Genomic DNA, 25,807 nt, shown 5'->3' with positions numbered 1-25,807 from the left:
TAATTTCGGGTCTTATCACGAATCATCTGTGAGGAATAGGTGCCACGAGCGTCTTAACGGTCAGTATTATACTGGCTAATCTTGTGGCGATGTCATTGAATTAACGTTGTAAATTACTGCTAAACATGGCTGAGAAACGCAATATTTTCCTTGTTGGCCCAATGGGCGCCGGCAAAAGTACAATTGGTAGACATCTTGCTCAACAACTGCATATGGAGTTTTTAGACTCAGATACAGTCATTGAAGAGCGTACAGGCGCAGATATCGCATGGGTATTTGACGTCGAAGGTGAAGAGGGCTTCCGTAAACGTGAGGAAGCTGTAATTAATGACCTAACCGAGAAACAAGGTATTGTACTCGCAACAGGCGGTGGTTCTGTTAAGAGTAAAGAAAACCGTAATCGTTTATCTGCTCGTGGTATTGTGGTCTACCTTGAAACGACGATTGAAAAACAACTTGCACGCACGAACCGTGACAAAAAACGGCCATTGCTTCAAACAGACAATCCACGTGAAGTCTTAGAATGCTTGGCTGATGAACGTAACGATCTTTACGCTGAGATCGCTGATTTTACGGTTCGTACTGACGATCAAGGTGCAAAAGTGGTAGCCAACGAGATCGTAAAAATGCTAGAAGAACATTCCTAAGTTCTTTATTTTGGAGTGCAAACCATGGAACGGATTACGGTCAGTTTAGATGAGCGTAGCTACCCAATCTCAATTGGCGCCGGATTATTTAATGATCCGGCCCTCCTTTCTTTCTTATCGGCCAAACAAAAAGTCGTCGTCATCAGTAATGTGACGGTCGCGCCTTTGTACGCGGATAAAATCTTCGCCCTTCTTGCACCGCATGCTTGTAACGTCTCCTTGCTTGAACTGCCAGATGGCGAGCAGTACAAAACTTTAGATACATTTAACACGGTGATGAGTTACCTGCTGGAAGGTAATTACAGCCGTGATGTGGTGATCATCGCTTTAGGTGGTGGCGTGATTGGTGATTTAGTTGGATTCGCCGCAGCCTGTTATCAGCGCGGAGTCGATTTTATCCAAATACCGACCACGCTGCTTTCGCAAGTGGACTCCTCCGTTGGCGGTAAAACCGCAGTCAATCATGCTTTAGGTAAAAACATGATTGGTGCATTTTATCAGCCGAAAGCCGTCATTATTGATACTGAATGTTTGGCGACTTTACCTGCGCGAGAATTTGCCGCTGGTATGGCGGAAGTGATCAAATATGGCATCATTTACGATCATGATTTCTTTGTCTGGTTGGAAGAGAATCTCGATAAACTCTATGCCTTAGATGAGCAAGCGCTAAGTTATGCCATCGCTCGCTGCTGTCAAATTAAAGCCGATGTGGTCGCTCAAGATGAAAAAGAGTCGGGAATTCGCGCGTTGTTGAACCTAGGTCATACATTTGGTCATGCGATTGAAGCGCAGCTCGGGTATGGTAATTGGCTACACGGTGAAGCGGTTTCTGCCGGAACTGTGATGGCCGCTAAAACGGCGCAGTTACAAGGTTTAATTAACGATCAGCAAGTCGAGCGGATTGTTTCTATACTCAAAAGAGCAAATTTACCGATTCATACGCCCGAAAGCATGTCGTTTTCTGACTTTATGCAACACATGATGCGTGATAAAAAAGTGCTTTCAGGCGAACTACGTTTGGTGCTACCAACCAGTATTGGTACATCACAAGTAGTGAAAGGTGTACCCGAAGCGGTCATTGAACAAGCGATTGACTTCTGCCGCACCCTGTAAATCTTCATTGATACTAATTTGACAGTTGTCTGTCAGTAGGACGGCCTAATGAGTTTGGCGAATGAATTACGTATATTGGAATTAGATTCGCAAGTCGAGCTACTTGAGCGTTTGCAATTATTGACCAATTTTGGCTCAAATGTCATTACCGTTGGTGGTGGATTAGGTTTTGGTAAATCTTGGTTAGCACAGCGTTATTTAGAAGCGTGGGCCGAAGATAAAAACCAATCGCTGTTGCTGTGTCATCCCAATCAAGATGACCAGCAGCGTCGGGCGACCATTCTTACCCAAATCGTTTCAGGCCCGTTATTTAATCCTCACGATACACTTTCTGACAGCTTAGTTCGCCTGCTGGATGGTGGCGGTTGTGATGTGGTGATTGTTGTCGATGACGCTCATCTACTCTCCGAAACCTTAGTGTCTGAGCTATGGATGCTGGTGTTAGAAGCACAAGCCAATCCATTGTGGACCATCAATGTCGTATTATTTGCACAAGCCAATAGCCTTGATGCTTTGCTGACTCGTTTAAGCTACGGACAAGAGCATAAACCCGTAGAGCTTGAGATTGAAGCCCTAAGCAATGAAGAAGCGGATCGCTTTTTTGAAAATCTGGTCATGCGTTATGTACCCGATGAGATGGAGCGCCGCGTACGCAACGCTTACAAAAAGGTGAAACGCGTGCCTGGGGAAATCATGGCATTAGGAGAGCAGAAAATGGAAAAAAGGATCATCATCCGTTCGATTATCGGTTCTCCTGTGCAGATCGCTGCTTTGGTTTTACTGCTTCTGCTCATCATCGGTGGTGGTTACTGGTGGCTATTTACCCAGCCCTCACCCGATGAGCAAGCGTCGCAAATTACAGGCACACTCGAGCAGACGGTGATTCCGACGCTAGGGGATGCTGCTGCACCAACAGTCAATACGCTTAACGATGATTCAGCAACTGACGCCACCAATAATGGGAAGGAGCTTGCGAAAAGTGACCCGAGTTATTTAGATGCTGAAGATGATTCCAGTTCGTTACCACCCGATGTGATGGAGAATTCAGAGAGCGTGGGCATAATTGACAGCGATCAGCAACGAGTGGTGATTGAGTCTGATGTTGTGGATGCGCTTTTGGAAGGCAATTCGACCAAAGCCGATACGTCAGTGATTAATAATGCACTTGCTGATGCACAAAACCGCACGGCGCAAACTGTGCCCGTAAGTGAGACTGCCACTGCTGCTGCGCCAACGAAAATCACCTTCTCCTTTGCGAGAGAAGAACTCAAAGCCTTCTCGCCACGCAGTTATACTTTGCAATTAGCGGCGGTCAGTTCGCTTGCTGAAGCGCAAAACTTTCTTAACACCTACGCGCTGCAAGAAAAGGTGCGTATTTATCCGACAGCACGCAATGATGTGGAGTGGTACATCATCACCTATGGTAATTACCCAACCATCCAGTTTGCGCGTGATGCCGTTGAAACCTTACCGAAAGCGTTGCAATTGCAAGGCCCTTGGGCCAAATCACTCAGCCAAGTACAGCGAGAGATTGATCGTGCGAAATAACGCTGAGCTTGACGCAAAAATATGTTACATTCCGCAGCCTTATTTCGTGGTTGAAAGATAGAGCAGTAAATGAAGAAGCAGCGTGCCTTTCTTAAATGGGCTGGTGGTAAGTATGGCCTAGTCGAAGAGATTCAACGTCACCTGCCGCCAGCGCGTAAACTGGTTGAACCCTTTGTTGGTGCTGGCTCTGTGTTCCTCAATACTGATTTTGAACAGTATTTGTTGGCCGATATCAATCCTGATCTCATCAACTTGTACAACCTGATCAAAGATCAACCTGAACTGTACATCACCGAATCTAAGCGTTGGTTCACGGCCGATAACAACCGTAAAGAAGCGTATCTCGATATTCGCAAAGAGTTCAATAAAACCGATGATGTACTGTATCGTTCGTTGGCGTTTTTATACATGAACCGTTTTGGTTTTAATGGTTTATGTCGCTACAACAAAAAAGGCGGTTTCAATGTGCCTTTTGGTTCTTACAAAAAGCCTTATTTCCCGCAAGCAGAATTGGAGTTTTTTGCCGAGAAAGCCAAGAAAGCGACCTTTATTTGCGAAGGATACGAAGAGACGTTTCGTCGTGCTCGCAAGGGCTGTGTTGTCTATTGCGATCCGCCATACGCGCCACTCTCTACTACCGCCAATTTTACTTCTTATTCTGGTAATGGCTTTTCATTGGATGATCAAGCCTCATTGGCCGATGTCGCCGAAAAAGCCGCCAATGATCGTGGAATACCGGTACTGATTTCCAATCATGACACTAAGTTAACGCGCCGTTTATATCATGGTGCAGAACTTAACGTGGTCAAGGTTAAGCGCACCATTAGCCGTAATGGAGCAGGGCGCAACAAAGTAGATGAGTTGTTGGCACTGTTCAATACAGCGGAATGCGAAGGTTAACATTTCGCAGTTAAATCGGGTGTCGCGCTAGGATATCTTGGCCAGCTTAGGTAGAATTGCGGGCGAATTTTGCTCATCACGCATTTGCGCCCACTAGCCTAAGAGGTCAGGTATGAAAGATTTCCTAATTGCCCCATCTATACTCTCAGCAGATTTTGCTCGTCTTGGCGAAGATGTTGAGAAAGTGCTTGCCGCTGGGGCAGACGTTGTCCATTTTGATGTAATGGATAACCACTACGTTCCCAACTTGACCTTTGGTGCTCCGATTTGTAAGGCGCTGCGTGACTATGGTGTTACGGCACCGATTGATGTCCACCTGATGGTTAAACCGGTTGATCGCATCATTCCTGATTTTGCCAAAGCAGGGGCTTCGATGATCACTTTTCATGTGGAAGCTTCTGATCACGTTGATCGCACATTGCAATTGATCAAAGAGCACGGATGCCAAGCGGGTGTAGTGCTCAACCCAGCTACGCCACTTGCGCATCTCGAATTTATTATGGATAAAGTGGACCTCATTTTACTGATGTCGGTTAACCCTGGTTTTGGTGGTCAATCTTTTATTCCGCATACGTTGGATAAACTGCGCGCGGTGCGTCAATTGATTGAGCAATCGGGTCGTCATATCCGCCTTGAGATTGATGGTGGGGTCAAAGTCGATAACATTCGTGAAATTGCGCAAGCGGGCGCAGATATGTTTGTCGCAGGCTCGGCTATTTTTGGTCAACCTAATTACCAAACGGTGATTGATGAGATGCGCGCAGAATTAGCCAAAGTGGCGCGCTAAGTCATAATACTGACTACACCTCAATAATCACTACGCAACATACTTATAACGCAACAAGGGGCTTTGTGCCCCTTGTCTATTATTCGGAAGTTAAGATGTCTTTAAGCTCAATTAAATTAATCGCCTTTGATCTCGATGGTACCTTGCTCGACAGCGTGCCAGATTTAGCCGTAGCCGCCGACCAAGCGGTACAATCGTTAGGCTATTCATCAGTATCAGAAATGCAAGTGCGTGATTACGTCGGCAATGGTGCAGATGTGCTGATCGCTCGCTCACTTAGCCAAAGTTTAACCATCAACCCTGATCTTAGCGATGAGATCAAAGCCACCGCTCGTGAGCGTTTTGATGAATTTTATGCCCAAACGGGCCATAAACTGAGCCATTTATATCCCCAAGTGAAAGAAACCTTAGCGCAGCTACACAGTGCTGGATTCACATTAGCTTTGGTGACCAATAAACCGTCTAAGTTTGTACCTGACGTATTGGTACAACATGGTATTGAGCACTTTTTTAGTGATGTGATTGGTGGTGATACCTTCCCGATCAAAAAACCTGATCCAATGGCGCTTAACTGGCTATTGGATAAACATCAACTAACGGCCAAGGAAATGTTGATGGTTGGGGATTCGAAAAACGATATTTTAGCGGCTAAAAATGCGGGTTGTTATTCATTTGGTTTGACTTATGGCTACAATCACGGTGAGCCCATTTCAGCTTCCAACCCTGATTACGTGGCGGACTGTATCGACCAATTGCTTGATGTGTTGCGAGTTTCAGCATAAAAGTTCACACAATGCGCTAGTAAAATACTCGTCAATGAGTACACTGCATAAACCGCGTTATCGCTAAATCAAGTATCACTTAGCGAATGAGCGCGGTTTTTTTCACAGACATTTTCAGTCTTATCTCATTTTAAGTAGCAAGGAAATCATCCCTATGAGCAAACCCATTGTATTGAGTGGTGTTCAACCGTCAGGTGAACTAAGTATCGGTAACTATTTGGGTGCTCTACGTCAATGGCAACAGATGCAAGATGACTATGATTGTCAATACTGCGTGGTTGACCTGCATGCGATCACGGTTCGTCAAGATCCGAAAGCACTGCATGAAGCCACGTTAGATGCATTGTCAATCTGTCTTGCAGTTGGTGTTGACCCTAAAAAGAGCACGCTATTTGTTCAGTCACACGTACCAGAGCATGCTCAATTGGGTTGGCTTCTCAACTGCTACACGCAGATGGGTGAATTGAGCCGCATGACTCAGTTCAAAGACAAATCAGCACGTTATGCGAACGATGTGAATGCGGGCTTATTCGGTTATCCTGTGTTGATGGCGGCCGATATTCTACTTTATGGCGCGCACCAAGTACCCGTGGGCAGTGACCAAAAGCAGCACTTAGAACTTGCGCGAGATATCGCGACTCGTTTTAACAACATCTATAGTCCTGAAAAGCCGATCTTCACCATTCCAGAGCCTTACATTCCTCAAGTGAACGCGCGAGTAATGAGCCTGCAAGATGCGACGAAAAAGATGTCTAAGTCAGATGATAACCGTAAGAATGTCATCACTTTGCTGGAAGATCCAAAGTCGATTATCAAGAAGGTTAATAAGGCTCAGACAGATACTGAAACGCCACCACGCATCGCTTTTGATACCGAAAACAAAGCGGGCATCTCCAACTTGATGAGTTTGTACTCTGCGGCGACAGGCAAAAGCTTTGCTGAGATTGAAGCGCAATATCAAGGTGTTGAGATGTACGGCCCTTTCAAGAAAGATGTTGGCGAAGCGCTGGTTGCCATGCTGGAGCCTGTTCAAGCTGAATACGCGCGCATTCGAGAAGATCGCGCGTATCTTGATTCAGTAATGAAAGCGGGTGCAGAAAAAGCCTCGGCCCGCGCTGCGATCACTTTGAAAAAAGCATTTAAAGCGGTAGGGTTTGTCGAGCGTCCTTAGTTTTTCCTGCGACAATCTAACTCCTTTCGCATTAAATAAAGCTAGGTTTTCCTAGCTTTATTTTTTACTTCTGCTTAATAAAATTTGATCTTTCTCTTTGTATTGTAGGCTTAGGTCTACACTTTAAATCATAACCATGATGATGAGTTTTGAACATGAGACGACTGCTGTTATTAGGATTGATGTTCATCTGTAGTGCCGCCGCCGCAGAGCCAGTTCGTATTTGTGTTGGTGATGTGAATGTTTGGCCCCCGTTCACCTATTGGCAGGGAAGCTCGTATCAAGAAAAAGCCGATTCCTTGACTGGCTCAGCCACAACTCTGGTGTTGGACGCATTAAAATCTCACAACATCGATTACCAGTTTTATTTTATGCCTTGGGCGCGAGTCCAACATGAACTGACGCAAGAGCGCGGTCGCTGCGATTTGACATGGGATGCAAGTTATCGTGCAGAAAGGGCTGAGTACAGCTATTTTTCGGTCCCGCTTTATACGATTCAACTCGGTTATTTTACGCTGCCAGACAACCATGAAGATTTAAAAGACCCATCCGTTGATGGCGTATTATGCGGAGTTAATGGCTTTAATTATGAGAATTTTGCACTGTCTAGAGAACCCTCTCTCTATTTAAATTCCGTACAGCAAGCGCTGAATATGCTGCAAAAAGAGCGGTGTGATTGGTTTGTGAGTGAAATTGAACCCATTTATGGTGGAATTCAGTTGGGTTTATATAAAATTGATCGGCCAATCGTTCATCATTTTCTCGCTAGAAACAAGCCGTACCACGTGCAAGTTCGCCGTAGCTTAGAAAATTCGATGCCGCTGTTAAATCAGCTTAATGACTATTTTCTCGAGGCGCAGCAAACTGGTCGCGCGCAGGCGGTCTTTGATCGTTACCTCTCTTTTAGCCAGCCACAATGATCGAACTAAGGTGTTTGTCGTGTACGGAGCACCTTGTTTGCTTTTCTTTTTAGAAAAATAAGACTTTTCACCTTACTGCAATACCACTGTCGAAAACCCCCTTTACCTTCTTTGTTGAAAGTTTGCGCTTAGTTCAAGTATTTGCTCTAGCTATGCGATGTTGATCTCGATATGAATGGTGAATGTTTTTATCTTTCATTTAAAAACACAACACTGTACGCGCAAATGGAACCAATCCCCTTTATAAACGTGATTTACAACACCTTGCTTACCACTTCGGTTACAGAGCAGGGAAAGAGGTGAACAATGGAATCGACACGAATTAAACCCTTTGGCCGAACATTACTCGCTGCGGCGATAAGCTCCACATTGGCTGTATCAGCTCAAGCTGAGATTATTATTTCTCAGTATGTAGAAGGCAGCAGCTTCAATAAGGCCATCGAAATTGCTAACACTAGCAATGCATCCGTCAGTTTAGACAATTTCATTTTAGCGAAATCAAGCAATGGCAGTGGGAACTGGGATACACAGTTGCCCCTGACTGGGCGAGTAATTGCCGCGAACGATGTGTTAGTGATTTCTCATGCCAGCGCCAATAGTGCTATCCAAGCGGTGAGTGATGAAAATGATGGCTCGGTGATTAATTTTAACGGTGATGATCCGGTGGCGCTGCTAAACAGTGATGGTAGCGTACATGATGTGTTGGGAGTGATGGGCGGCATTAACTGGGGCAAGGACACCACTTTAGTGCGTAATAGCGATAGCCTCACGCCCTCAGCGGCTTATCAAGCTGCGCAGTGGAGCGCGTTAGGCAAGGATAATATTGAAGGGTTAGGCGCACTCGATGCCGTTGAGCCACCGGCTGAATTTACCTGTACTCAAGAGGGATCTGAGCCCGCCTTTACTTCTATTCAAGCGATCCAAGGCGAAGGGCAAACCTCTCCTTTTATTAGTGGCTACCCTTACATCACCGACCAAGAATATTTTGTCAAAGGTGTCGTGAGTGCCGTTACCACAGGGTTAACTAAGGGTTTTTATCTGCAAGCGTTGGAAGATGATTACAACTTAAATACCTCTGAAGGTTTGTTTGTTTTTACCGATCAATCAAGCTCAAGTTTAAAACCGGGAGATGTGGTTTGTGTGAAAGGTAAAGTACAGGAGTATTACAACCTCACACAGCTTAAAGTCGAAAACAACCAATGGCTAAAACAAGGTGAGCAAGAGGCTCCACAAGCGACCGCGATAGAGATTTTGCCCACCGATGAGAACTTTGAGCACACATTAGAGCGTTATGAAGGCATGTTGGTAAAAACCACACCAGAGCTGGATATGCGTGTGACGCGCACCTTTGGTTATGACTATGCTTCTCGTCGCAATAACATGGTGTTAGCGCAAGGTCGTATTAACATGCAGCCGAACCAGCTATTCGCTGCGGGCTCTGAGCAAGCCAAACAGCAGAGCATCGAAAACGCGCAGCGCCGCTTGTTTATTGAATCAGATGCGAAAGCCGCCGATGGCCAAATTCCGTACTACCCAGAGTTTGGTCGCAGTGATATTGATCAAAATGGTTCGACGGAAGATTACATCCGCATTGATGACAGCATCATAGGTTTAGAAGGTGTGCTCTCATACGGTTACAACGAATATCGTCTGATTGTGACCAATTCGCTCAATCAAGAGAATTTCGTGCGCAATGATCCTCGCAGCGAGAAACCGGATATCGATGAAGGTGATCTGCGCATTGCCACATTCAACGTGCTTAACTATTTCAACTCGCCGTTTGGCGGTGATGCAAATCAGCATGGTGATAATCGTGGTGCTAATAACCTTGCAGAATTTGAACTGCAGCAAGCGAAGATCGTCAATGCGATTGTACGTTTGGATGCCGATATTGTCGGTTTGATGGAAATTGAGAATAACGGTTTCGGTGCAGGGTCGGCGATTGCGCAATTGGTCAATCAGATCAACAGCCAGATCTCGGATAAGAAAAAGCATTACCGTTTTGTCGCGATTGACTCAAATAATGATGGCGTGACCGATGAACTTGATTCTATTGGCACGGATGTGATCACCACAGGAGTGATTTATCGTGAAAAAGTAGTGAAGTTGACAGAGAATCGTGTAATTCCAATGCCAAGCCAGCAAGCACCAGAAGTGTTGGATGACAAAGGCAAAGTGATTGAAGATGGTAAAAATTACCAGCGTGACACGCTTGCACCGACCTTCAAAGTTAAAGGTGGCAATGAGAAAATTACCGTCGCGGTTAACCATCTAAAATCCAAAGGCTCGGCATGTTGGGAAGATGCCGCACCAGTTGAACAAGGTGGGCAAGGCGGCAAAGATCTTGATTTTCAAGGTGCATGTGAACAATTCCGTGTCGCAGCTGCAGTTGCTTTAGGTGAAGCGTTACAAAAAATAAAAGGGCATAAAGTCATTTTGGGTGATATGAACTCTTACGGTATGGAAGACCCGATGCTCGTATTGACGGACTACAGCCCGGAGAAGTATGGCAAAACCATTCGTGCGGCACGTAATACTTACCTTGCAGGTACTCCTCAGTTTGGTGATGATGGCGCGTTGATTACTCACAATTATGGGTACCTTAACGCTGTGGCGATAAAACACCCAGAGAGCTGGAGTTACTCATTTAATGATGAAGTTGGCGCACTGGATCATTTGCTGGTCAGCAAAAGTTTGAAAGGCAAAGTGGTGGATGCGACCGATTGGCACATCAACGGTGGTGAATCGACACTGTTTGATTACAACAGTGAATTCAAAGGTGATTTGCCCAAATATCAAGATCATTTCCGCGCATCTGATCATGATCCTGCCGTGTTAGAACTGAACATCTACGGCGGTTCATTCGGCCTAGGAGCACTCTTCTCATTACTCGGCTTTGGTATGTGGCGACGTCGTCGTTAAGGCTTAAAGTGCGCCCCGTTAACTGACGGGGCGTTTTTGTTTTGCTCAAGCTCGGATTTTTTCAATTAAATAATCAATAAATAGCCTTACTCGTGGCGCAAGGTGGTGACGGCTCGGGTAAAGAATGTTCATGGTGTTATCTGATAGATAATAATCTGGAAAAAGCCTGACGAGGTTAGGATCATTGATTTCGTCAGCGAGAAAATTGGCAATCAAGCCGATCCCCATGCCTTGTTGTACCATTGACATCGCACCAAGCGGCGCATTGCAGATATGTTTAGGGCGGGTTTTGATGTCGCATCTCACTCCCTTTGGATTGATTAGCGTGACTTTATCTTGAGGAAGATTCAATAAAGTTAGCGCAACCCATGGGTGCTGCTCTAAATCTCGTAGTTTCCTTAATAAAGGTGCACTAGCTAAGTATTTTTTACTGGCGTATATCCCCATTTTAAAAGGCATTAATTCGCGGCCAACCATTGAGCAAGATGTCAGTTCACCCATTCTGATCAGCACATCTAATTGTGTGGCTACTGGATCTTGTAAACCATCTTCGAGTTGAATATCAAACAGCACATTGGGGTAACTCTCAGAAAATGTTGAAATCAGCGGACTTAAAATATAGCTGCCGACATCAATGGTTGTACCGATCCTAATCACGCCTGCCACATCGGTAGAAAAATGCTGGACGGCCCGTAGCGCGTCTTCTGCCAGCGGTAAGAGGCCATTGGTATGTTGATAAAATGCGTGCCCTTCAGTCGTTAGGCTAACTTTACGGGTAGAGCGATGCAGTAAACGTACGTTAAGATGTGATTCTAGTAAGCTAACTTGCTCGCTCACTTTCGATTTTGCTATGCCTAACGATTCACCAGCCGAGGTAAACGAACCGTATTCAACCACTTTATTAAAAATGGCAATACGTTTTAACTCACTCAACATAATTGTTCCCTTATTGGTAACCTTTCGTTCTTGTTTTGTTATCTAGTCAACCTTTGTCATTCATCAAATAATGACAGCTCTAATTAGAGAGATATAAACCATTTTGGTTTCCTTTAAATACGGGCAAATAATAAATTTCTTCTGAATGATGGCACTATTGAGATATCTATTCCTAAATAAACTGGGATTAATAATTAAATTAGCAATGTCAATCTTATAAATATCAATATTGTGTAAATATTTTTAATATTATCCAACCGAATTTTCGAAAATGATGGATGCAATGTTGTTTTATTTCTAACGTTTTATTAAAAATTAATTTAAAGGAACGGGTGATGAATTATCAGGTCACGAAGCTCCATCCTTTTGGAGTAAAAATAGAAGCAAATGGATTAAAAATTCCCATTAGCGAAGTACCAATAGCACTACTGCATAAACTATTTATTGAGCATCAGTTGGTATTGATACGTGGATTTAAAGCCTTTGAACAGGCCGAGCAATTTGCGGAATATTGCGAGCAATGGGGAGAGATCAGTATTTGGCCATTTGGCAAAGTGTTAGATTTAATTCAAAAAGATCAGCCAAAGGACCATATTTTTGATAGTAGCTATATGCCGCTGCATTGGGATGGCATGTTCCGTCCTCAAGTGCCTGAATATCAGATATTTCAATGTGTTCAGGCGCCATTGCCAGCACAAGGCGGCCGGACGACCTTCACTCATACAACCAAGGCGCTACAGAACGCAACCGAACAGCAGCGATCATTGTGGCGAAAAGTCACGGGGCACTATCAGCGAGAGATGGAGTTCTATTGCAGTCACACTATTTCCCCCATTATTGCTCAACATCCCTATCTCTCACACGAGGTCATTCGTTACGCCGAACCACATTTCGCTGAACGTGGCGATCTGCTAAACCCACCAAATGTGACCTTTAGTGGTATTGATAGTGAGCAAATAGCTGAGTTCCACCGTAGCTTACGTGACGCACTGTATGACCCTCGTCATTTTTATGCTCACGAGTGGCAAAATGATGATGTGGTCATTACGGATAACTTTAACTTACTGCATGGTCGAGAAAGCTTTTTATCACATACCCCACGTCATATCCGTCGAGTTCAAGTGCTAAGCGATCCACCGTTTGATAACCCAAGTTTGGAGTCTTACCGATGAGTGATTACCACACTGATATTATGATCGTTGGAGCAGGCCCTGTTGGCCTTATGTGCCACTATTTAGCGCAGCGCTGCGGTCTGAACTCACAAATTATTGATAAATCTAATGGACCACTGGTGGTCGGACGGGCCGATGCGCTTAATGCTAGAACTCTGCAGTTACTTGATATAGTTGACTTATTTAAGCCACTTTACGTGCAAGGCAAACCCTGTAATACCAGTTCGGTATGGGCTGATGGTCAATTTTTGTCACGCCAGTCTCATTGGTGGACAGCGCTGCAAGGCTGCTTCTATCCTCACTTTTTGATGTTGGGACAAGCACATATTGAAAAAGCGTTAGATAGCGCAGTCAAAGCGCAGAACGCGGCCGTGCGCCGTGGTTTATCAGTGGTCGATATCACTGTTGATGAACAAGGCTGCGTGACGGAACTGAGCAGTGGCGAGCGAGTTCGTTCACGTTACGTGATTGGTGCAGACGGTGGGCGCTCTTTTGTACGTCAGCATTTTTCGATTCCATTTGAAATAGAGAGACCAGAAATTATCTGGGCGGTGATTGATGGTGTTATTGAGTCAGATTTTCCGAAAGTGCCAGAAATCATCGTATTTCAGGCTGAGACGTCAGATGTTGCCTGGATTCCACGTGAAGGTGATTTGGATCGTTTTTATATCCGTATGGACACCGAAGAGTTTACTCAGCAAGAGGTTATCGAGCGCATTAACCGAGCAATGTCGCCGCATTCACTGACGTTTAAGCAGGTTGAGTGGTTTTCTTATTTCTCTGTGAAGGAGTCTGTTGCAGAACGGTATGACCACCAGCAACGGGTATTTCTGGCAGGAGATGCCTGCCATATACATTCGGTCAATGGCGGCCAAGGGCTCAATACCGGAGTTGCTGACGCGTTCAATTTGATCTGGAAGCTCAATATGGTGTTGCGTGGTCAGGCATCAACTACGCTGCTGGACAGTTATCAAGCTGAGCGCCAACCAGTGGCTCGCAGCGTGATTGAAAGCTCTGGTGCATTGGTGCGAGCGACTAAATACTCAGAACGAGGAACCCATGCGGAGGACTATGTACAAATCGTTGAACAGCGAGCTGGTAACATCACAGGTATGGGCATTGGGTATGGCAATGGTGGCTTAAAAGGTTCTCGAGTGTATGACTTTGAGATGCATCGTGATCAGCAGAGTTGCCGCTTTTACCAATGGCTAGATTACCGCTCCTTTACGCTTCTGTTGACTGGCGATGCGGACTTACCATCCGAAATTCCTCCGTTTGTGCGTTGCCTTCATCTGTACGATCAGGCGAAGCCTGGGCAGTATTGGAGTGAGAGTTCATTCTACCAGGGGCAGGCTTTACTGATCCGCCCTGATGGTTATATTGCGGCTTTCGTGTCGCTTGCGCACGCGGCTGAACTGTTAGCCGGCCTATAAACTTTTTAACCGAGAGTGAAGGCCGAGGGTTCTGCATCATTCCGTCAATGGTCTTCGCCTTTAATAAGGAAACACTATGCTTGATCATCAACAGCAGCAATGTGTGGATAATATTGCTTTTATTTTATTAGACCAATTATTAGCACAAACAGACGCCACTTTTACTGGGTATCAGAAGTTAAAAACGCAGATAGCTCAGTGTGTCATTGAAAACAAAGTCATTACATTATTACTACCCGCCTTTCCATGTAAAACGAATAACCTAGATAAGGTATTAGGTTATAAGCCTGACTTGGGTGAATATCGAGTTTTACAAAAATTTGTTAATGCCATTCGTGATATTCAATCTGTCTATTCTCCAGGAGTGATGTTTTACATTTTTTCTGATTATCATACATTTTCTGATTATATTAATGTCGATTTAGAACATCATTACACTTATTCTGATGAATTACGGAATATGGTGGAAAATATGAACGCCAGTGATTGTCTCAAAATTATCAACTTTGAGCACTTCTCTGCGTTTGATGACTTAAATGAATATCAATATTTCAATGGATTAAAGCAGCGCTTTGGTGATGCGGAATATGAGCGTGATTTTGCACGTCTTAAACAGCATGATAATGCAATGCACCATACCTATCTGGGCTTGAAAAAATTCATGCATCAGGATCAGAAATATGCGCTTGCTCCGCTGAGTTATAAGAAGCGACGTGAGCGCCTAGCCCTTATGGCTAAGGGAATGATGGTGCAAGGACGTGCACTCGATAATTTCCTCAATACTCATTTGAGCCACGCTATCCGTCTCAGCATTCATGAACACCCAATGCAAGGCAAAAAATATTCGCTGTTTCTTTTTGATGAGCGATCGTTTAAGACACCTTGGCATACTTGTGTTTTATTTGATGCTTGCCGCGGAGAATTTATTATTGATACGCAGGCCAATCACAAACAACGTGAAGGCGTGATTATTCCCGTAATGCATCAAGGAACGCTGTGGTGTTTACTGCGTTTCAATATCGAAGACGCTAACGAGGCACAGTTGATGCGTGAGGTAAAAGCCACTCTACAAACAGAGCAGTTTGGCCTGACGTTAGAGTCACACCATGGATGCTCACTGACCGCACTACCGCAGGCTCAAGTGAGCCAATTAGTAAAGGCGTTCTCTGCTGTCTGTTTAAAAGGCTTTAACCCGTTGCCTCAAGCTTCATTGTGGTCTTCGTGGTTTGCCGGAAATCATGCTCTGCTTCCGGAAGAATATGTTCGGAGTAGTACATTAGCAGAGCCCAGTTGGTACGGGCTCAAAACACCGTCAACGAGCATAGCGCGTCGCTATTCTTATACTGACATGACTCCTGATGAATGGGCGATTTACTGTTCATCTGCTCCGCTGAAGGTTAACTTACTGGATGCCTCACTGGCTGCGTTGTGTCTTAATGGTCAAGCAAGTGGTTGGCTGAAAAATACCATTGTGCAGTACGATGATATGGCTGCTTATCCTGTGATTATGTCGGGGGATTGGGGAATGAATTTACGCTGGAGCCCATCATTGGCGAAGCATATATCGTCGTCGACTGAAATTGACAATATCAATCAAGTAGCCAATGTTTTAACTCCTATTCTTGAACGTTCACAAGTACAGCATGTGTTTGATTTACAACTTGGCGATATATTACTGGTGAATAACCACACCGTACTTCGTTATGGCGTGTTATCCGAAACAGAATTAGCGGTGCGTCAGCCTTATTCGGTAAATTCCCCTTGGCAGCCTCATAACAAACAACCAAGTAGTGAGCATTTACAAGAAAGCCCTGCTTAAATAAACGACATTTTTAGGAAATAAGCATGAAGAGCCAAGTAAGCGGATTACTTGGCTTTATTTTTATCGATCATTAACTATGGGATAGATTTATTTTATCGTTGTTTCCGCTCTCTTATTCGACCATACGATGAGAAGTGTTACTTTCAAATGAGAGCAAGTAAAATAATGATCACAACCGAACTGGTTACATAATGAACGAATGTGCAAATAGTGTATTTAGCACAGAATCGATAACTTCTTGCCTTTCCAAACCAGTATTGCACAATAGCGCCTCTCGCTGACTTTTACCCAGAGCGCTTTAATTCACATGCTACTTATCATCGATAACTACGATTCGTTTACCTACAACTTGTACCAATACTTCTGTGAGCTGGGAGTTCAAGTGACGGTGGTGCGTAATGATGAAATCGATATCGCTGGCATTGAAGCGCTCAGCCCAACGCATCTGGTGATTTCCCCTGGGCCTTGCACGCCGAATGAGGCGGGAATTTCACTGGCCGCGATTGAACATTTTGCGGGTAAACTACCTATCTTAGGAGTCTGCCTTGGGCATCAAGCCATTGCGCAAGTGTTTGGCGGGCAAGTGGTGCGAGCCAAAAAGGTGATGCATGGTAAAACCTCACCGATCCAACACACCAACCGTGGCCTCTTTCTGGGGCTCAATAACCCGTTAACCGTTACTCGCTACCACTCGTTGGTGGTCAAAGCTGATTCTCTTGCGGACTGTTTTGAGCTCACCGCTTGGACTCAACAGGCCGATGGTTCGATGGACGAAATCATGGGTTACCAACATAAAACACTGCCAATTGATGCCGTGCAGTTTCATCCTGAATCAATTAAAACAGAACAGGGCCATCAACTGCTCGCAAATTTTTTGCGCCGTTGAACCATTCTCAACCGGACTGCGATCACCTTTCTTAACATTTTCCTCATCATTTCTGCTGTTTTTTATCTTTGCAATATTATGCACCATACATCCTGTTGGAATGAGGGATGGCTTGTCGCCTCAAGGCCTTGTTGTGCTTATTTATATTATTTATAAAAAAGTGCTTCATAAAAGAGGTGACTTAATGCATAAATAATCATAAGTAGTGACGATTATCGGTACTTCTGCCGATCTAAAAGAATAAATCACTATTGAAATGGTTAATAATTTGTAAATACAATGCTGCATTAGCTAAAAAGCAAAACAATATCTTCCACTCAAGCGTTTAATAGGAAGATCGCAGTCTGCTTGGCATGCGGTATCAAGAGGGAATGTGTAATGACAGTGGAAAATAGTGTAGATCGCAGTCTGTTTGATGAGGTGATGGTCCCTTGTTATAACCCGATGGAAATGATTCCAGTTAAAGGGCAGGGCTCTCGAGTGTGGGATCAACAAGGTCATGAATACATCGACTTTGCTGGCGGTATTGCGGTGAGTTGTTTGGGCCATTGCCATCCGGCGATGGTTGATGCGATTACCAAGCAAGCCAATAAGTTGTGGCATCTCAGTAACGTGATGACTAATGAGCCTGCTTTACGCTTGGCGAAAAAATTAACGCAAGTTAGTTTTGCTGAAAAGGTGTTTTTTGCTAACTCCGGCGCGGAAGCTAATGAAGCGGCGCTCAAACTGGCGCGTCGCTGGGCCGCAGATGTCCATGGCGAACAGAAATCAGAAATCATCGCCTTTAACCAAGGCTTCCACGGCCGTACTTTCTTTACAGTGACGGTCGGGGGGCAAGCGACTTATTCCGATGGATTTGGTCCTAAACCTGCGGATGTTACCCACCTACCGTATAACGATATTGAAGCGTTGCAAGCACACATCTCTGATCGCACTTGTGCGGTAATGATGGAACCCTTGCAAGGCGAGGGTGGCATTGTGTCGCCTTCGGCTGAGTTTGTCCAAGCCGTGCGTGAATTGTGCAATAAGCACAACGCCCTGTTGATCTTTGATGAAGTGCAAACCGGTAATGGCCGCACTGGTGAGTTCTATGCTTATCAAGGATTGGGCGTCACGCCGGATATTTTAAGTACCGCGAAATCACTCGGTGGCGGCTTCCCTATTGGCGCTATGCTCACCACAAACGAATTAGCCGCGCATTTTAAAGTGGGCACTCACGGTTCGACTTATGGTGGCAACCCACTGGCTTGCGCGGTAGCAGAAGCGGTAGTTAATGTGGTTAGCCAGCCAGAAACCTTGGCTGGCGTGAAAGAGCGTGAAGCGCTCTTTCGTGAAGGATTGGCTAACATTAATGAGAAGTACCACATTTTTAGTGAAATCCGTGGTAAAGGTCTACTGCTTGGCGCGGCATTAAATGAGCAGTGGCAAGGTCGCGCTCGCGATATCCTACAAGCCGCGGGCAAGCAAGGTTTACTGGTGTTGGTTGCGGGTATGAACGTGGTTCGTATGACGCCTTCATTAGTGATCACCAAACAAGAAATAGAAGAAGGCTTAGCAAGATTAGATAAAGCTATTGCATCACTCATGTAGTGAAAAAGCCTAGCAGCCCAAGGTAGGATGCCTTGGGCCACTTCAAGCATCTGGAGGGAAGTATTGATGCTAGTTGTTCGCCCTATCGCAATGTCGGACTACGATGCGCTACACACATGCGCTATTGAATCCGGTCACGGGTTTACATCACTACCCGTGAATGAAAAGCTCTTAACCAACCGTATTACTCATTCTGAATACAGCTTCGCTAAACCCGACGTCTCAGAGCCAGGAGATGAAGGTTACCTGATGGTCGGTTTTGATTCTGAAACCGGTGAGGTAGCAGGGACGACTGGCGTTGAAGCATCGATTGGCCATGACGTGCCGTTCTATTCTTATCACATCAGCACGATAGTGCATTCGTCGCCTAAGCTGAAGGTTAACAATACCGTCAAGTTGCTTACTTTTGGCAATAACTACACTGGATGCAGCGAAATTTGTACGCTTTTTTTACGCCCAGATTTTCGTCAAGGGTTGAATGGGCGTTTGATGTCGAAATGCCGTTTTCTGATGATGGCGGAACACCCACATCGTTTTTCTAAAACCATCTTTGCTGAAATGCGTGGTGTGTCTGATGCCGAAGGCAACTCGCCCTTTTGGCAATGGCTGCAAGAGCATTTTTTCTCGATTGATTTCACTATGGCTGATTATTTAACCGGCATTGGTAAAAAAGGGTTTATTGCTGATCTGATGCCCAAACTGCCGATTTACGTCAACTTATTGAGTAAAGAGGCACAGGCGGTGATTGGTCAAGTGCATGACAATACCCGTCCAGCGTTAACGCTACTCGAGCGCGAAGGATTCACCTGCCGTAACTATGTAGACATTTTTGATGCAGGTCCAACGGTTGAGTGCGATTTGCGCAATATCGAATCCGTACGTCACTCGGTGCGAGCTAAAGTGGAAGTGGCCGAGCATTCAAGCTCGCAAGATTATCTTATCTGCAATAGCTCGTTTGAAAACTTTCGTGCTACTGCTGCAAAAGGTGCTTATAACCGCGAAACGGAAACGGTGATCATCTCACCTAAAGTGGCGCAAGCTCTATTGGTTGATAGTGGTGATTTTGTTCGAATTTTGGCGCAGTAAAATAGGTACATTGAAAGGTAAGGATTAACAGATGACTCAGTGGATTGCAGGTGAATGGTTAGCTGGACAAGGCGAGGCAATGCTTTCGCTTAGTCCCTATAACAATGAGACGATTTGGCAGGGCGATAGCGCCACACCCGCGCAAGTAGAAGCTGCGGTAACGGCGGCAAGAGTCGCATTTATAGAGTGGAAAAAACGTCCTTTTGTTGAGCGTGAGCAATATGTCTTAGCCTTCGCTGAAAAAGTGAAACAGCGCAGTGAAGAGCTTGCGCAGATCATCGCCAAAGAGACAGGAAAGCCACTTTGGGAAACGCGTACTGAAGCGGCAGCGGTGGCGGGTAAAATCGCTATATCCATTCGAGCTTATCATGATCGCACTGGTGAAAACACACGCGAAGCGGCGGGTAATCAACTGGTATTACGTCATCGTCCATTGGGCGTTCTTGCTGTTTTTGGTCCGTATAATTTCCCTGCCCACCTGCCGAATGGTCATATTGTGCCTGCACTTTTAGCGGGTAATACGGTTGTGTTTAAACCTTCAGAGCAGACTCCGTGGACGGGTGAGTTTGTGATGAAGTTGTGGCAAGAAGCCGGCCTACCTGCGGGTGTGCTTAACCTAGTGCAGGGCGCGAAGGAAACGGGTATTGCGCTTGCTCAGGCCAAAGGCATTGATGGCCTTCTTTTTACTGGCAGCGCCAATACAGGTCATTTACTCCATCGCCAGTTTGCTGGGCAGCCGGGGAAAATGCTGGCTTTAGAAATGGGCGGCAACAACCCAATGGTTATCTCTAAGCAGTATGGCGAGCTTGATGCGGCAGTGTATACCATTATTCAATCCGCATTTTTAAGTGCAGGCCAGCGGTGTACCTGTGCGCGGCGTCTTTATGTTCCAGAGGGAAATGAAGGCGATCGATTGCTTGAAAAGCTGGTCAGTACCACTCAAAAATTGCGTATTGATCACCCCTTTGCTGAGCCAGCACCTTTTATGGGGCCACAAATATCACAAGCGGCGGCGCAGTTCATTCTTGCTGCTCAGGACAATTTACGCGCCTTGGGTGGCGTCAGCTTGCTGGCCGCGACACCTTTGCAGGCGGCGTTTGTCACTCCGGGCATTATTGATGTCACCGCAGTTAGCCAATTGCCTGATGAAGAGTATTTCGGACCATTGTTACAAGTCGTGCGTTACCAAAGCTTAGAGCAAGCGGTACAACTGGCAAATGAGACTCGCTTTGGTTTATCGGCAGGCTTAGTGTCGACCAATGATGCCGAATGGGACTACTTTGTCGATCATATCCGCGCTGGCATTGTTAATCGTAATCGACAATTAACCGGAGCCAGTGGTGATGCACCGTTTGGTGGGCCGGGAGCGTCGGGAAATTTAAGACCAAGCGCCTATTACGCGGCCGATTACTGCGCATACCCAATGGCATCAATGGAAGGCCGTTCGACAGAACTGCCTGCCACGCTCAGCCCTGGGGTTGAGCTATAGCAGTAAACTTTATCTAAAACCCCATGCCTACTAGCATGGTTTAAACCGAGCACAGACAAGGAGGCGTTATGACGCCAACCGTTTTATTTCAATCATTATGGAATGACTACATTCAGCGCCTTTGCCCTTCTGCCGACAAAGTCCATCACTTGCTTCAAGAAGAGGAAGCGTTGATTAATGACCATATTGCGTTGCGAACCTTCAATGTTGCGCCATTAGGTATTGAAACGCTGGCTAAGCCTTTTCTTGCCTTAGGCTACGTTGCCTGTGGTGATTATGTGTTTGAAAGTAAGAAGCTGGTAGCGAAGCACTATGAACACCCTGATCCGACTCAGCCTAAAGTATTCATAAGCGAGCTGAAAGTGGAAGAGTGCTCACCTGCACTCCAAGCCATTGTGGAGAAGCTGGTACATCAAGTCGATAGCAATAAATTAAACAGCAGTGACTTTTTATATGGCGGTCGTCTATGGCAACTAAGCTACAGCGATTATTTGCAGCTTGCCAACGAAAGTGAATACGCCGCTTGGTTGGCGGCGCATGGCTATGGCGCAAACCATTTCACTGTTAGTGTTAATCAACTGCAGGCGTTTAATGAAGTGAAAGCGGTCAATGATCATCTACGCCAAGCGGGTTTTACCATCAATGAAAATGGTGGAGAAGTGAAAGGTACGCCTGATGTGCTGCTTGAGCAGTCGTCGACCATGGCCGATAAAGTACCAGTGCAATTTACGGAAGGAGTGGAGGTGATTCCCGGTGGATTCTATGAATTTGCCAAACGCTATCCAATGGTCAACGGTGAACTCTACAGTGGTTTTGTGGCGGCCTCTGCAGATAAGATATTTGAAAGTACAGACATGCAATAGCCTCTCATCTTTTTACTTTCGTATCGAAATATCACCAAAGAAAAAGCCACCTGAGTTCCCCAAGGTGGCTTTATGCATTCAATCTCAATCATTTTGATTGAAATTAACGAGTTCCGTACACCACGATAGTTTTACCGTGGGCAGAAATTAAATTCTGCTCTTCGAGCATCTTCAAAATACGTCCCACAGTTTCACGAGAACAGCCTACAATTTGGCCGATCTCTTGACGGGTGATTTTGATTTGCATGCCATCTGGGTGCGTCATTGCATCAGGTTGTTTCGCCAGGTTAAGTAGCGTTTGTGCAATACGGCCCGTCACGTCTAGGAAGGCTAAATCACCCACTTTTTGACTGGTGACTTGTAGACGTCGAGAAATTTGTGCAGACAGACGCATTAAGATGTCTGGGTTCACTTGGATAAGCTGACGGAATTTCTTAAAAGAGATTTCCGCAACTTCACAAGGAGATTTTGCACGAACCCAAGCAGTACGCTCTTGGTCTTCTTCGAATAGACCAAGTTCACCGATAAAGTCACCTTGGTTGAGGTAAGAGAGGATCATCTCTTTACCTTCTTCGTCTTTAATCAATACCGCTACTGAGCCTTTGACGATGTAGTACAGCGTCTCTGCTTTTTCGCCCGCATGAATCAACGTGCTTTTCGATGGGTATTTATGAATATGACAGTGTGAAAGAAACCACTCTAGTGTTGGATCGGTTTGAGGTTTACCTAGAACCATAATATCTCACTTCCTCTGCAGGGTACGCTTGCCGCTTTCCATATTGTAGCTAAGCCTAAAATAAGCTTACTAGGATAAGAGCACTTTCCAAATGCTGCAAGCTAACTTGTGTTTCGGTTAAGGATAGTATCCTTTTTCAGAAACGATTTCTTGATTTTAATCGTGTCAGTGGCATGATTTTTTACGCAAAACTGTGCACATGATCACGGTATGAAAAGTAACCGTCAACTTGTCCGATCACTTAGCCAATTTTACCTGTTTCAATCAATTGCTGCAGGATCGGTCTGACGATCAATTCCATCGCAAAACTCATCTTGCCACCCGGTACCACAATGGTGTTGTGGCGCGACATAAAAGAGCCATCAATCATGGCGAGCAAATAGGGGAAATCAACATTCTTTATGCCGCGCAGGCGGATCACGACGAAGCTTTCATCCAAACTAGGGATGCCCTTGGCGTTAAGTGGGTTTGAAGTATCAACCGTCGGTACCCGTTGGAAGTTGATGTGAGTTCGTGAGAATTGGGGGGTGATGTAATTGAGGTAATCATCCATCGAACGGACGATGGAATCCATCACCGCTTCACGTGAATGGCCTCGATCACGAGTATCACGCACGTACTTTTGTATCCACTCAAGGTTAACGATTGGCACCATGCCTATCAAAAAATCGACATGCTGCGCGACGTTTACATCGCCATCGACTACACCGCCATGCAGACCTTCGTAAAACATCACATCCGAGTTTTCCGGTAAATCTTGCCAAGGTGTAAAGGTGCCGGGCATTTGATTGTAGGGCACAGCTTCGTCAAAAGAGTGTAGATAACGACGAACTTGGCCTGTGCCTAATTTCCCATATTGGCGGAAAAATTCTTCCAATGCAGGAAAATCATTGGCTTGTGGGCCAAAGTAGCTAATGTGCTTCCCTTGTTCGCGCGCTTTACGAATTTCCACATCCATTTCTGGCCGTGTAAAGCGATGGAAGCTATCCCCTTCAACCCATGCTGGTTTAATGTTCATCATATTGAACATTTTGCGAAAGGCTTCAGAGGTTGTAGTTGTACCGGCACCGGACGAGCCGGTGACAGCGATAATTGGATGTTTTGCTGACATGACAAACCCTGTCTGTATGTAACGTACTTGTTATCGATGGCTGCAATATAGCACGAAAAGAGTAGATTGTTTTGAGCTGAAATTATTTACGCAATTGAATATCCACACTTTCATGCAACTCAGAATAGACGATGATCGCTTCCCCTGTTGCGAGCTGTTTCTTTATTTGCTCGATTTTTTGCTGCAATGGTACTTCCTGCTCTCCGTAATCAGTACCTTCGCGTAATACAAACGTTTCAATCAAATTATCCAGTGTTTCAGGCGCAATGTGCTGCCAAGGAATAAGCATGACGACCTCTTAAACTGTCATGGAGAAAAGGGTATCGATTTAAAGCGATATGTGATTAATCATGCGTTGCATTGATGGTCAATAGGGCTGCCGTGACGCAGGTTTTCGTAATAAGTTGGAAGTGCTTCTTCGAGCCAAAATTTAGGCTTAAGCGCGCTACCGCTGAGAAAACCGACATGGCCACCTTGGGTAAATAAGCGGTAATGGATGTTCTCTGGTAAGGCAAATTTTGGGATCACGGCATCCGTCATAAAGGGGTCATCTTGCGCTTGAATGATTTGTAGCGGCACGCGAATTTGTGTCAGCTTTGAAAGGCCTGAGCACTGCTGGTAGTAATCCTGCGCATCTTGAAAACCATGCAAAGGCGCGGTGATGAGATTGTCAAATTCGTAAAGTTTTTTGATGTGTTTAATTTGATGGTGAGAAATACCTAACTCATTATGTAAAAGATGCTGTTTCTTTAGTGCATTTTTTTTCAATGATGTCAGTAAGTAAGCGCGATAAACCTTTGAAAATCCCTGTTCAATACGTGTGGAACACGCTGCCAGATCGAGTGGAGCAGAGACAACGGTTGCCGCGCTAACGATCGGGTCGTGATTATATTGCGCTAAATAATTAACCAACATATTGCCGCCAAGAGAAATGCCCACCGCCACGACAGGCCTATTCGGGCATTGCTTGCGTATGTATTCGAGCACAAAGCGTGCATCTTCAACCTCACCAGAATGGTAAGCGCGTGCCAAATGGTTCGGTTTGCCGCTACAGCCGCGAAAATGCATCATGACCGATAACCACCCCTGCTGTGCGAAGGCGTACATTAAGCCATTGGCATACGGGCTATGAAAACTGCCTTCTAAGCCATGAAACAAGATAAATAGGGGTTTATTTTGTACTCGCTCTGAGCGCCAATCATCACTCCAAGCAAGGTCTAAAAAATCACTATCAGGTGTAAACAGCGTTTGCCACAGCGGCTCAAAACGTGCGCGTTTGCGCAATAAACGAGGAAGCAGAGTCTGAAGGTGTGGATTTGTTAGTCCAGTAGCAGCGATAAATGGAGTCATAACCATAGCGTATTATTTTTATGAATTGCGACCAGTATACACTGAGCGAGCAATTGATGTAGTTACGGTTTTTGAGAATGAGGTGCCGGGCTTTTAAAGGCGAGATGCAAATGCTCACAGCCAAGCTGGCGACAGTAACGCAGCGTTAATTGTTCACCATGGTTATTCTGCAATGCCAATGCGTTGATACATTCAACAAGGTCAGCTTGCTGCTGCTTTTCAAGTTGCAGCTCAAATTGCAGCGCCTCGCGGTACAGCGTATCTGGCACCATGCTTTTCAAACGTCGTCTTAACTCTCGGTAACTGTGCAACAGCGCTTCTGAACGACCGATGCATTGAGTGACATTTTGCCAGTCAGCATCGGCAACCGTCACTTGTTGCTCATCAAGCCATTTGAGTAGCAGCAATAAGTTGACGTTGCCGTGGAAGTTATTTTGTAAACTTAAGCACGCCTCTTTCACTTCTCGCACGCTGTAGTATTGCAAACTGAATTGCCATAAGCGTTCTAAGGTCAGTGATAATCGTACGTGCTCTTGGCTCATC

The 25,807-nt window shown here is 45.4% G+C and carries 23 protein-coding genes; 17 read left to right on the top strand and 6 right to left on the bottom strand.

The window, feature by feature from the left end; all coding sequences use genetic code 11:
* The first annotated feature begins 125 nt into the window (after window positions 1-125).
* The 9 genes from aroK (at window position 126) to AACR75_RS13815 (ending at window position 10,790) form a co-directional block, all read left to right on the top strand.
* Window positions 126-647: a shikimate kinase AroK gene (gene aroK, locus AACR75_RS13855; protein ID WP_010317691.1), complete on the top strand. Its 522-nt coding sequence runs from the start codon at window positions 126-128 to the stop codon at window positions 645-647.
* Between the two features lie 24 nt (window positions 648-671).
* On the top strand, window positions 672-1,760 hold the full coding sequence (gene aroB, locus AACR75_RS13850; protein ID WP_026027426.1) for a 3-dehydroquinate synthase: 1,089 nt from the start codon (window positions 672-674) through the stop codon (window positions 1,758-1,760).
* Between the two features lie 48 nt (window positions 1,761-1,808).
* Window positions 1,809-3,308 carry an SPOR domain-containing protein gene (locus AACR75_RS13845; RefSeq protein ID WP_047690564.1) on the top strand — a complete coding sequence of 500 codons (1,500 nt, stop codon included), beginning with the start codon at window positions 1,809-1,811 and terminating at the stop codon, window positions 3,306-3,308.
* Between the two features lie 69 nt (window positions 3,309-3,377).
* A complete protein-coding gene (locus AACR75_RS13840) occupies window positions 3,378-4,208 on the top strand; it encodes a Dam family site-specific DNA-(adenine-N6)-methyltransferase (RefSeq protein WP_013855892.1) in 831 nt (276 codons plus the stop codon).
* 112 nt (window positions 4,209-4,320) lie between these two features.
* A complete protein-coding gene (gene rpe / locus AACR75_RS13835) occupies window positions 4,321-4,995 on the top strand; it encodes a ribulose-phosphate 3-epimerase (protein WP_013855893.1) in 675 nt (224 codons plus the stop codon).
* Between the two features lie 95 nt (window positions 4,996-5,090).
* Window positions 5,091-5,777: a phosphoglycolate phosphatase gene (locus tag AACR75_RS13830; RefSeq protein WP_026027427.1), complete on the top strand. Its 687-nt coding sequence runs from the start codon at window positions 5,091-5,093 to the stop codon at window positions 5,775-5,777.
* 154 nt (window positions 5,778-5,931) lie between these two features.
* Entirely contained in the window at window positions 5,932-6,948 is a 1,017-nt protein-coding gene (trpS, locus tag AACR75_RS13825; RefSeq protein ID WP_013855895.1) for a tryptophan--tRNA ligase, read from the top strand.
* A 155-nt stretch (window positions 6,949-7,103) separates the two neighbouring features.
* Window positions 7,104-7,868, top strand: coding sequence for a substrate-binding periplasmic protein (locus AACR75_RS13820; RefSeq protein ID WP_156117120.1), 765 nt, complete (start codon window positions 7,104-7,106; stop codon window positions 7,866-7,868).
* Between the two features lie 306 nt (window positions 7,869-8,174).
* On the top strand, window positions 8,175-10,790 hold the full coding sequence (locus tag AACR75_RS13815) for an ExeM/NucH family extracellular endonuclease (protein WP_047690558.1): 2,616 nt from the start codon (window positions 8,175-8,177) through the stop codon (window positions 10,788-10,790).
* Window positions 10,791-10,835: 45 nt separating this feature from the next.
* Here AACR75_RS13815 and AACR75_RS13810 read toward each other — a convergent pair whose 3' ends face one another.
* Window positions 10,836-11,726 carry a LysR family transcriptional regulator gene (locus tag AACR75_RS13810; protein ID WP_047690555.1) on the bottom strand — a complete coding sequence of 297 codons (891 nt, stop codon included), beginning with the start codon at window positions 11,724-11,726 and terminating at the stop codon, window positions 10,836-10,838.
* A gap of 335 nt (window positions 11,727-12,061) precedes the next feature.
* Between AACR75_RS13810 and AACR75_RS13805 the strand changes: the two genes are divergently transcribed.
* The 8 genes from AACR75_RS13805 (at window position 12,062) to AACR75_RS13770 (ending at window position 22,067) form a co-directional block, all read left to right on the top strand.
* Window positions 12,062-12,898, top strand: coding sequence for a TauD/TfdA dioxygenase family protein (locus AACR75_RS13805; RefSeq protein ID WP_047690553.1), 837 nt, complete (start codon window positions 12,062-12,064; stop codon window positions 12,896-12,898).
* On the top strand, window positions 12,895-14,331 hold the full coding sequence (locus AACR75_RS13800) for an FAD-binding protein (RefSeq protein WP_047690548.1): 1,437 nt from the start codon (window positions 12,895-12,897) through the stop codon (window positions 14,329-14,331). Before AACR75_RS13805 ends, AACR75_RS13800 begins: the two co-directional genes overlap by 4 nt.
* 76 nt (window positions 14,332-14,407) lie before the next feature.
* A complete protein-coding gene (locus tag AACR75_RS13795; RefSeq protein ID WP_047690545.1) occupies window positions 14,408-16,150 on the top strand; it encodes an L-tyrosine/L-tryptophan isonitrile synthase family protein in 1,743 nt (580 codons plus the stop codon).
* A gap of 310 nt (window positions 16,151-16,460) precedes the next feature.
* A complete protein-coding gene (locus AACR75_RS13790) occupies window positions 16,461-17,039 on the top strand; it encodes an aminodeoxychorismate/anthranilate synthase component II (RefSeq protein ID WP_010318736.1) in 579 nt (192 codons plus the stop codon).
* Window positions 17,040-17,417: 378 nt separating this feature from the next.
* On the top strand, window positions 17,418-18,629 hold the full coding sequence (locus AACR75_RS13785) for an aspartate aminotransferase family protein (RefSeq protein WP_026027324.1): 1,212 nt from the start codon (window positions 17,418-17,420) through the stop codon (window positions 18,627-18,629).
* A 66-nt stretch (window positions 18,630-18,695) separates the two neighbouring features.
* Entirely contained in the window at window positions 18,696-19,715 is a 1,020-nt protein-coding gene (astA, locus tag AACR75_RS13780; RefSeq protein WP_026028416.1) for an arginine N-succinyltransferase, read from the top strand.
* A gap of 31 nt (window positions 19,716-19,746) precedes the next feature.
* Window positions 19,747-21,204 carry a succinylglutamate-semialdehyde dehydrogenase gene (gene astD / locus AACR75_RS13775; protein WP_047690542.1) on the top strand — a complete coding sequence of 486 codons (1,458 nt, stop codon included), beginning with the start codon at window positions 19,747-19,749 and terminating at the stop codon, window positions 21,202-21,204.
* 68 nt (window positions 21,205-21,272) lie between these two features.
* Window positions 21,273-22,067, top strand: a complete 795-nt coding sequence (locus AACR75_RS13770; RefSeq protein WP_047690539.1) for a DUF1338 domain-containing protein — start codon at window positions 21,273-21,275, stop codon at window positions 22,065-22,067.
* A gap of 103 nt (window positions 22,068-22,170) precedes the next feature.
* Here AACR75_RS13770 and crp read toward each other — a convergent pair whose 3' ends face one another.
* The 5 genes from crp to AACR75_RS13745 all read right to left on the bottom strand — a co-directional run bounded on the left by crp (window position 22,171) and on the right by AACR75_RS13745 (window position 25,806).
* Window positions 22,171-22,803, bottom strand: coding sequence for a cAMP-activated global transcriptional regulator CRP (gene crp / locus AACR75_RS13765; protein ID WP_010318741.1), 633 nt, complete (start codon window positions 22,801-22,803; stop codon window positions 22,171-22,173).
* 241 nt (window positions 22,804-23,044) lie between these two features.
* On the bottom strand, window positions 23,045-23,914 hold the full coding sequence (locus tag AACR75_RS13760) for a phosphoribulokinase (protein WP_010318742.1): 870 nt from the start codon (window positions 23,912-23,914) through the stop codon (window positions 23,045-23,047).
* 82 nt (window positions 23,915-23,996) lie between these two features.
* Window positions 23,997-24,203, bottom strand: a complete 207-nt coding sequence (locus AACR75_RS13755) for a YheU family protein (RefSeq protein WP_010318743.1) — start codon at window positions 24,201-24,203, stop codon at window positions 23,997-23,999.
* 59 nt (window positions 24,204-24,262) lie between these two features.
* The gene (locus AACR75_RS13750) at window positions 24,263-25,270 is read right to left on the bottom strand and encodes a hydrolase (RefSeq protein ID WP_047690538.1); all 1,008 of its coding nucleotides are present in this window, start codon (window positions 25,268-25,270) and stop codon (window positions 24,263-24,265) included.
* Window positions 25,271-25,326: 56 nt separating this feature from the next.
* Complete coding sequence (locus AACR75_RS13745; RefSeq protein WP_047690537.1) at window positions 25,327-25,806, bottom strand: TIGR02444 family protein; 480 nt, start codon at window positions 25,804-25,806, stop codon at window positions 25,327-25,329.
* Window position 25,807 lies beyond the last annotated feature (1 nt).

The organism is Vibrio sp. ZOR0018 (genome assembly GCF_963865925.1).
In the GTDB taxonomy this organism is placed as follows: domain Bacteria; phylum Pseudomonadota; class Gammaproteobacteria; order Enterobacterales; family Vibrionaceae; genus Vibrio; species Vibrio anguillarum.
Note: the sequence above shows the minus strand (reverse complement) of the source record. Positions and strands in the feature narration are given on the sequence as shown.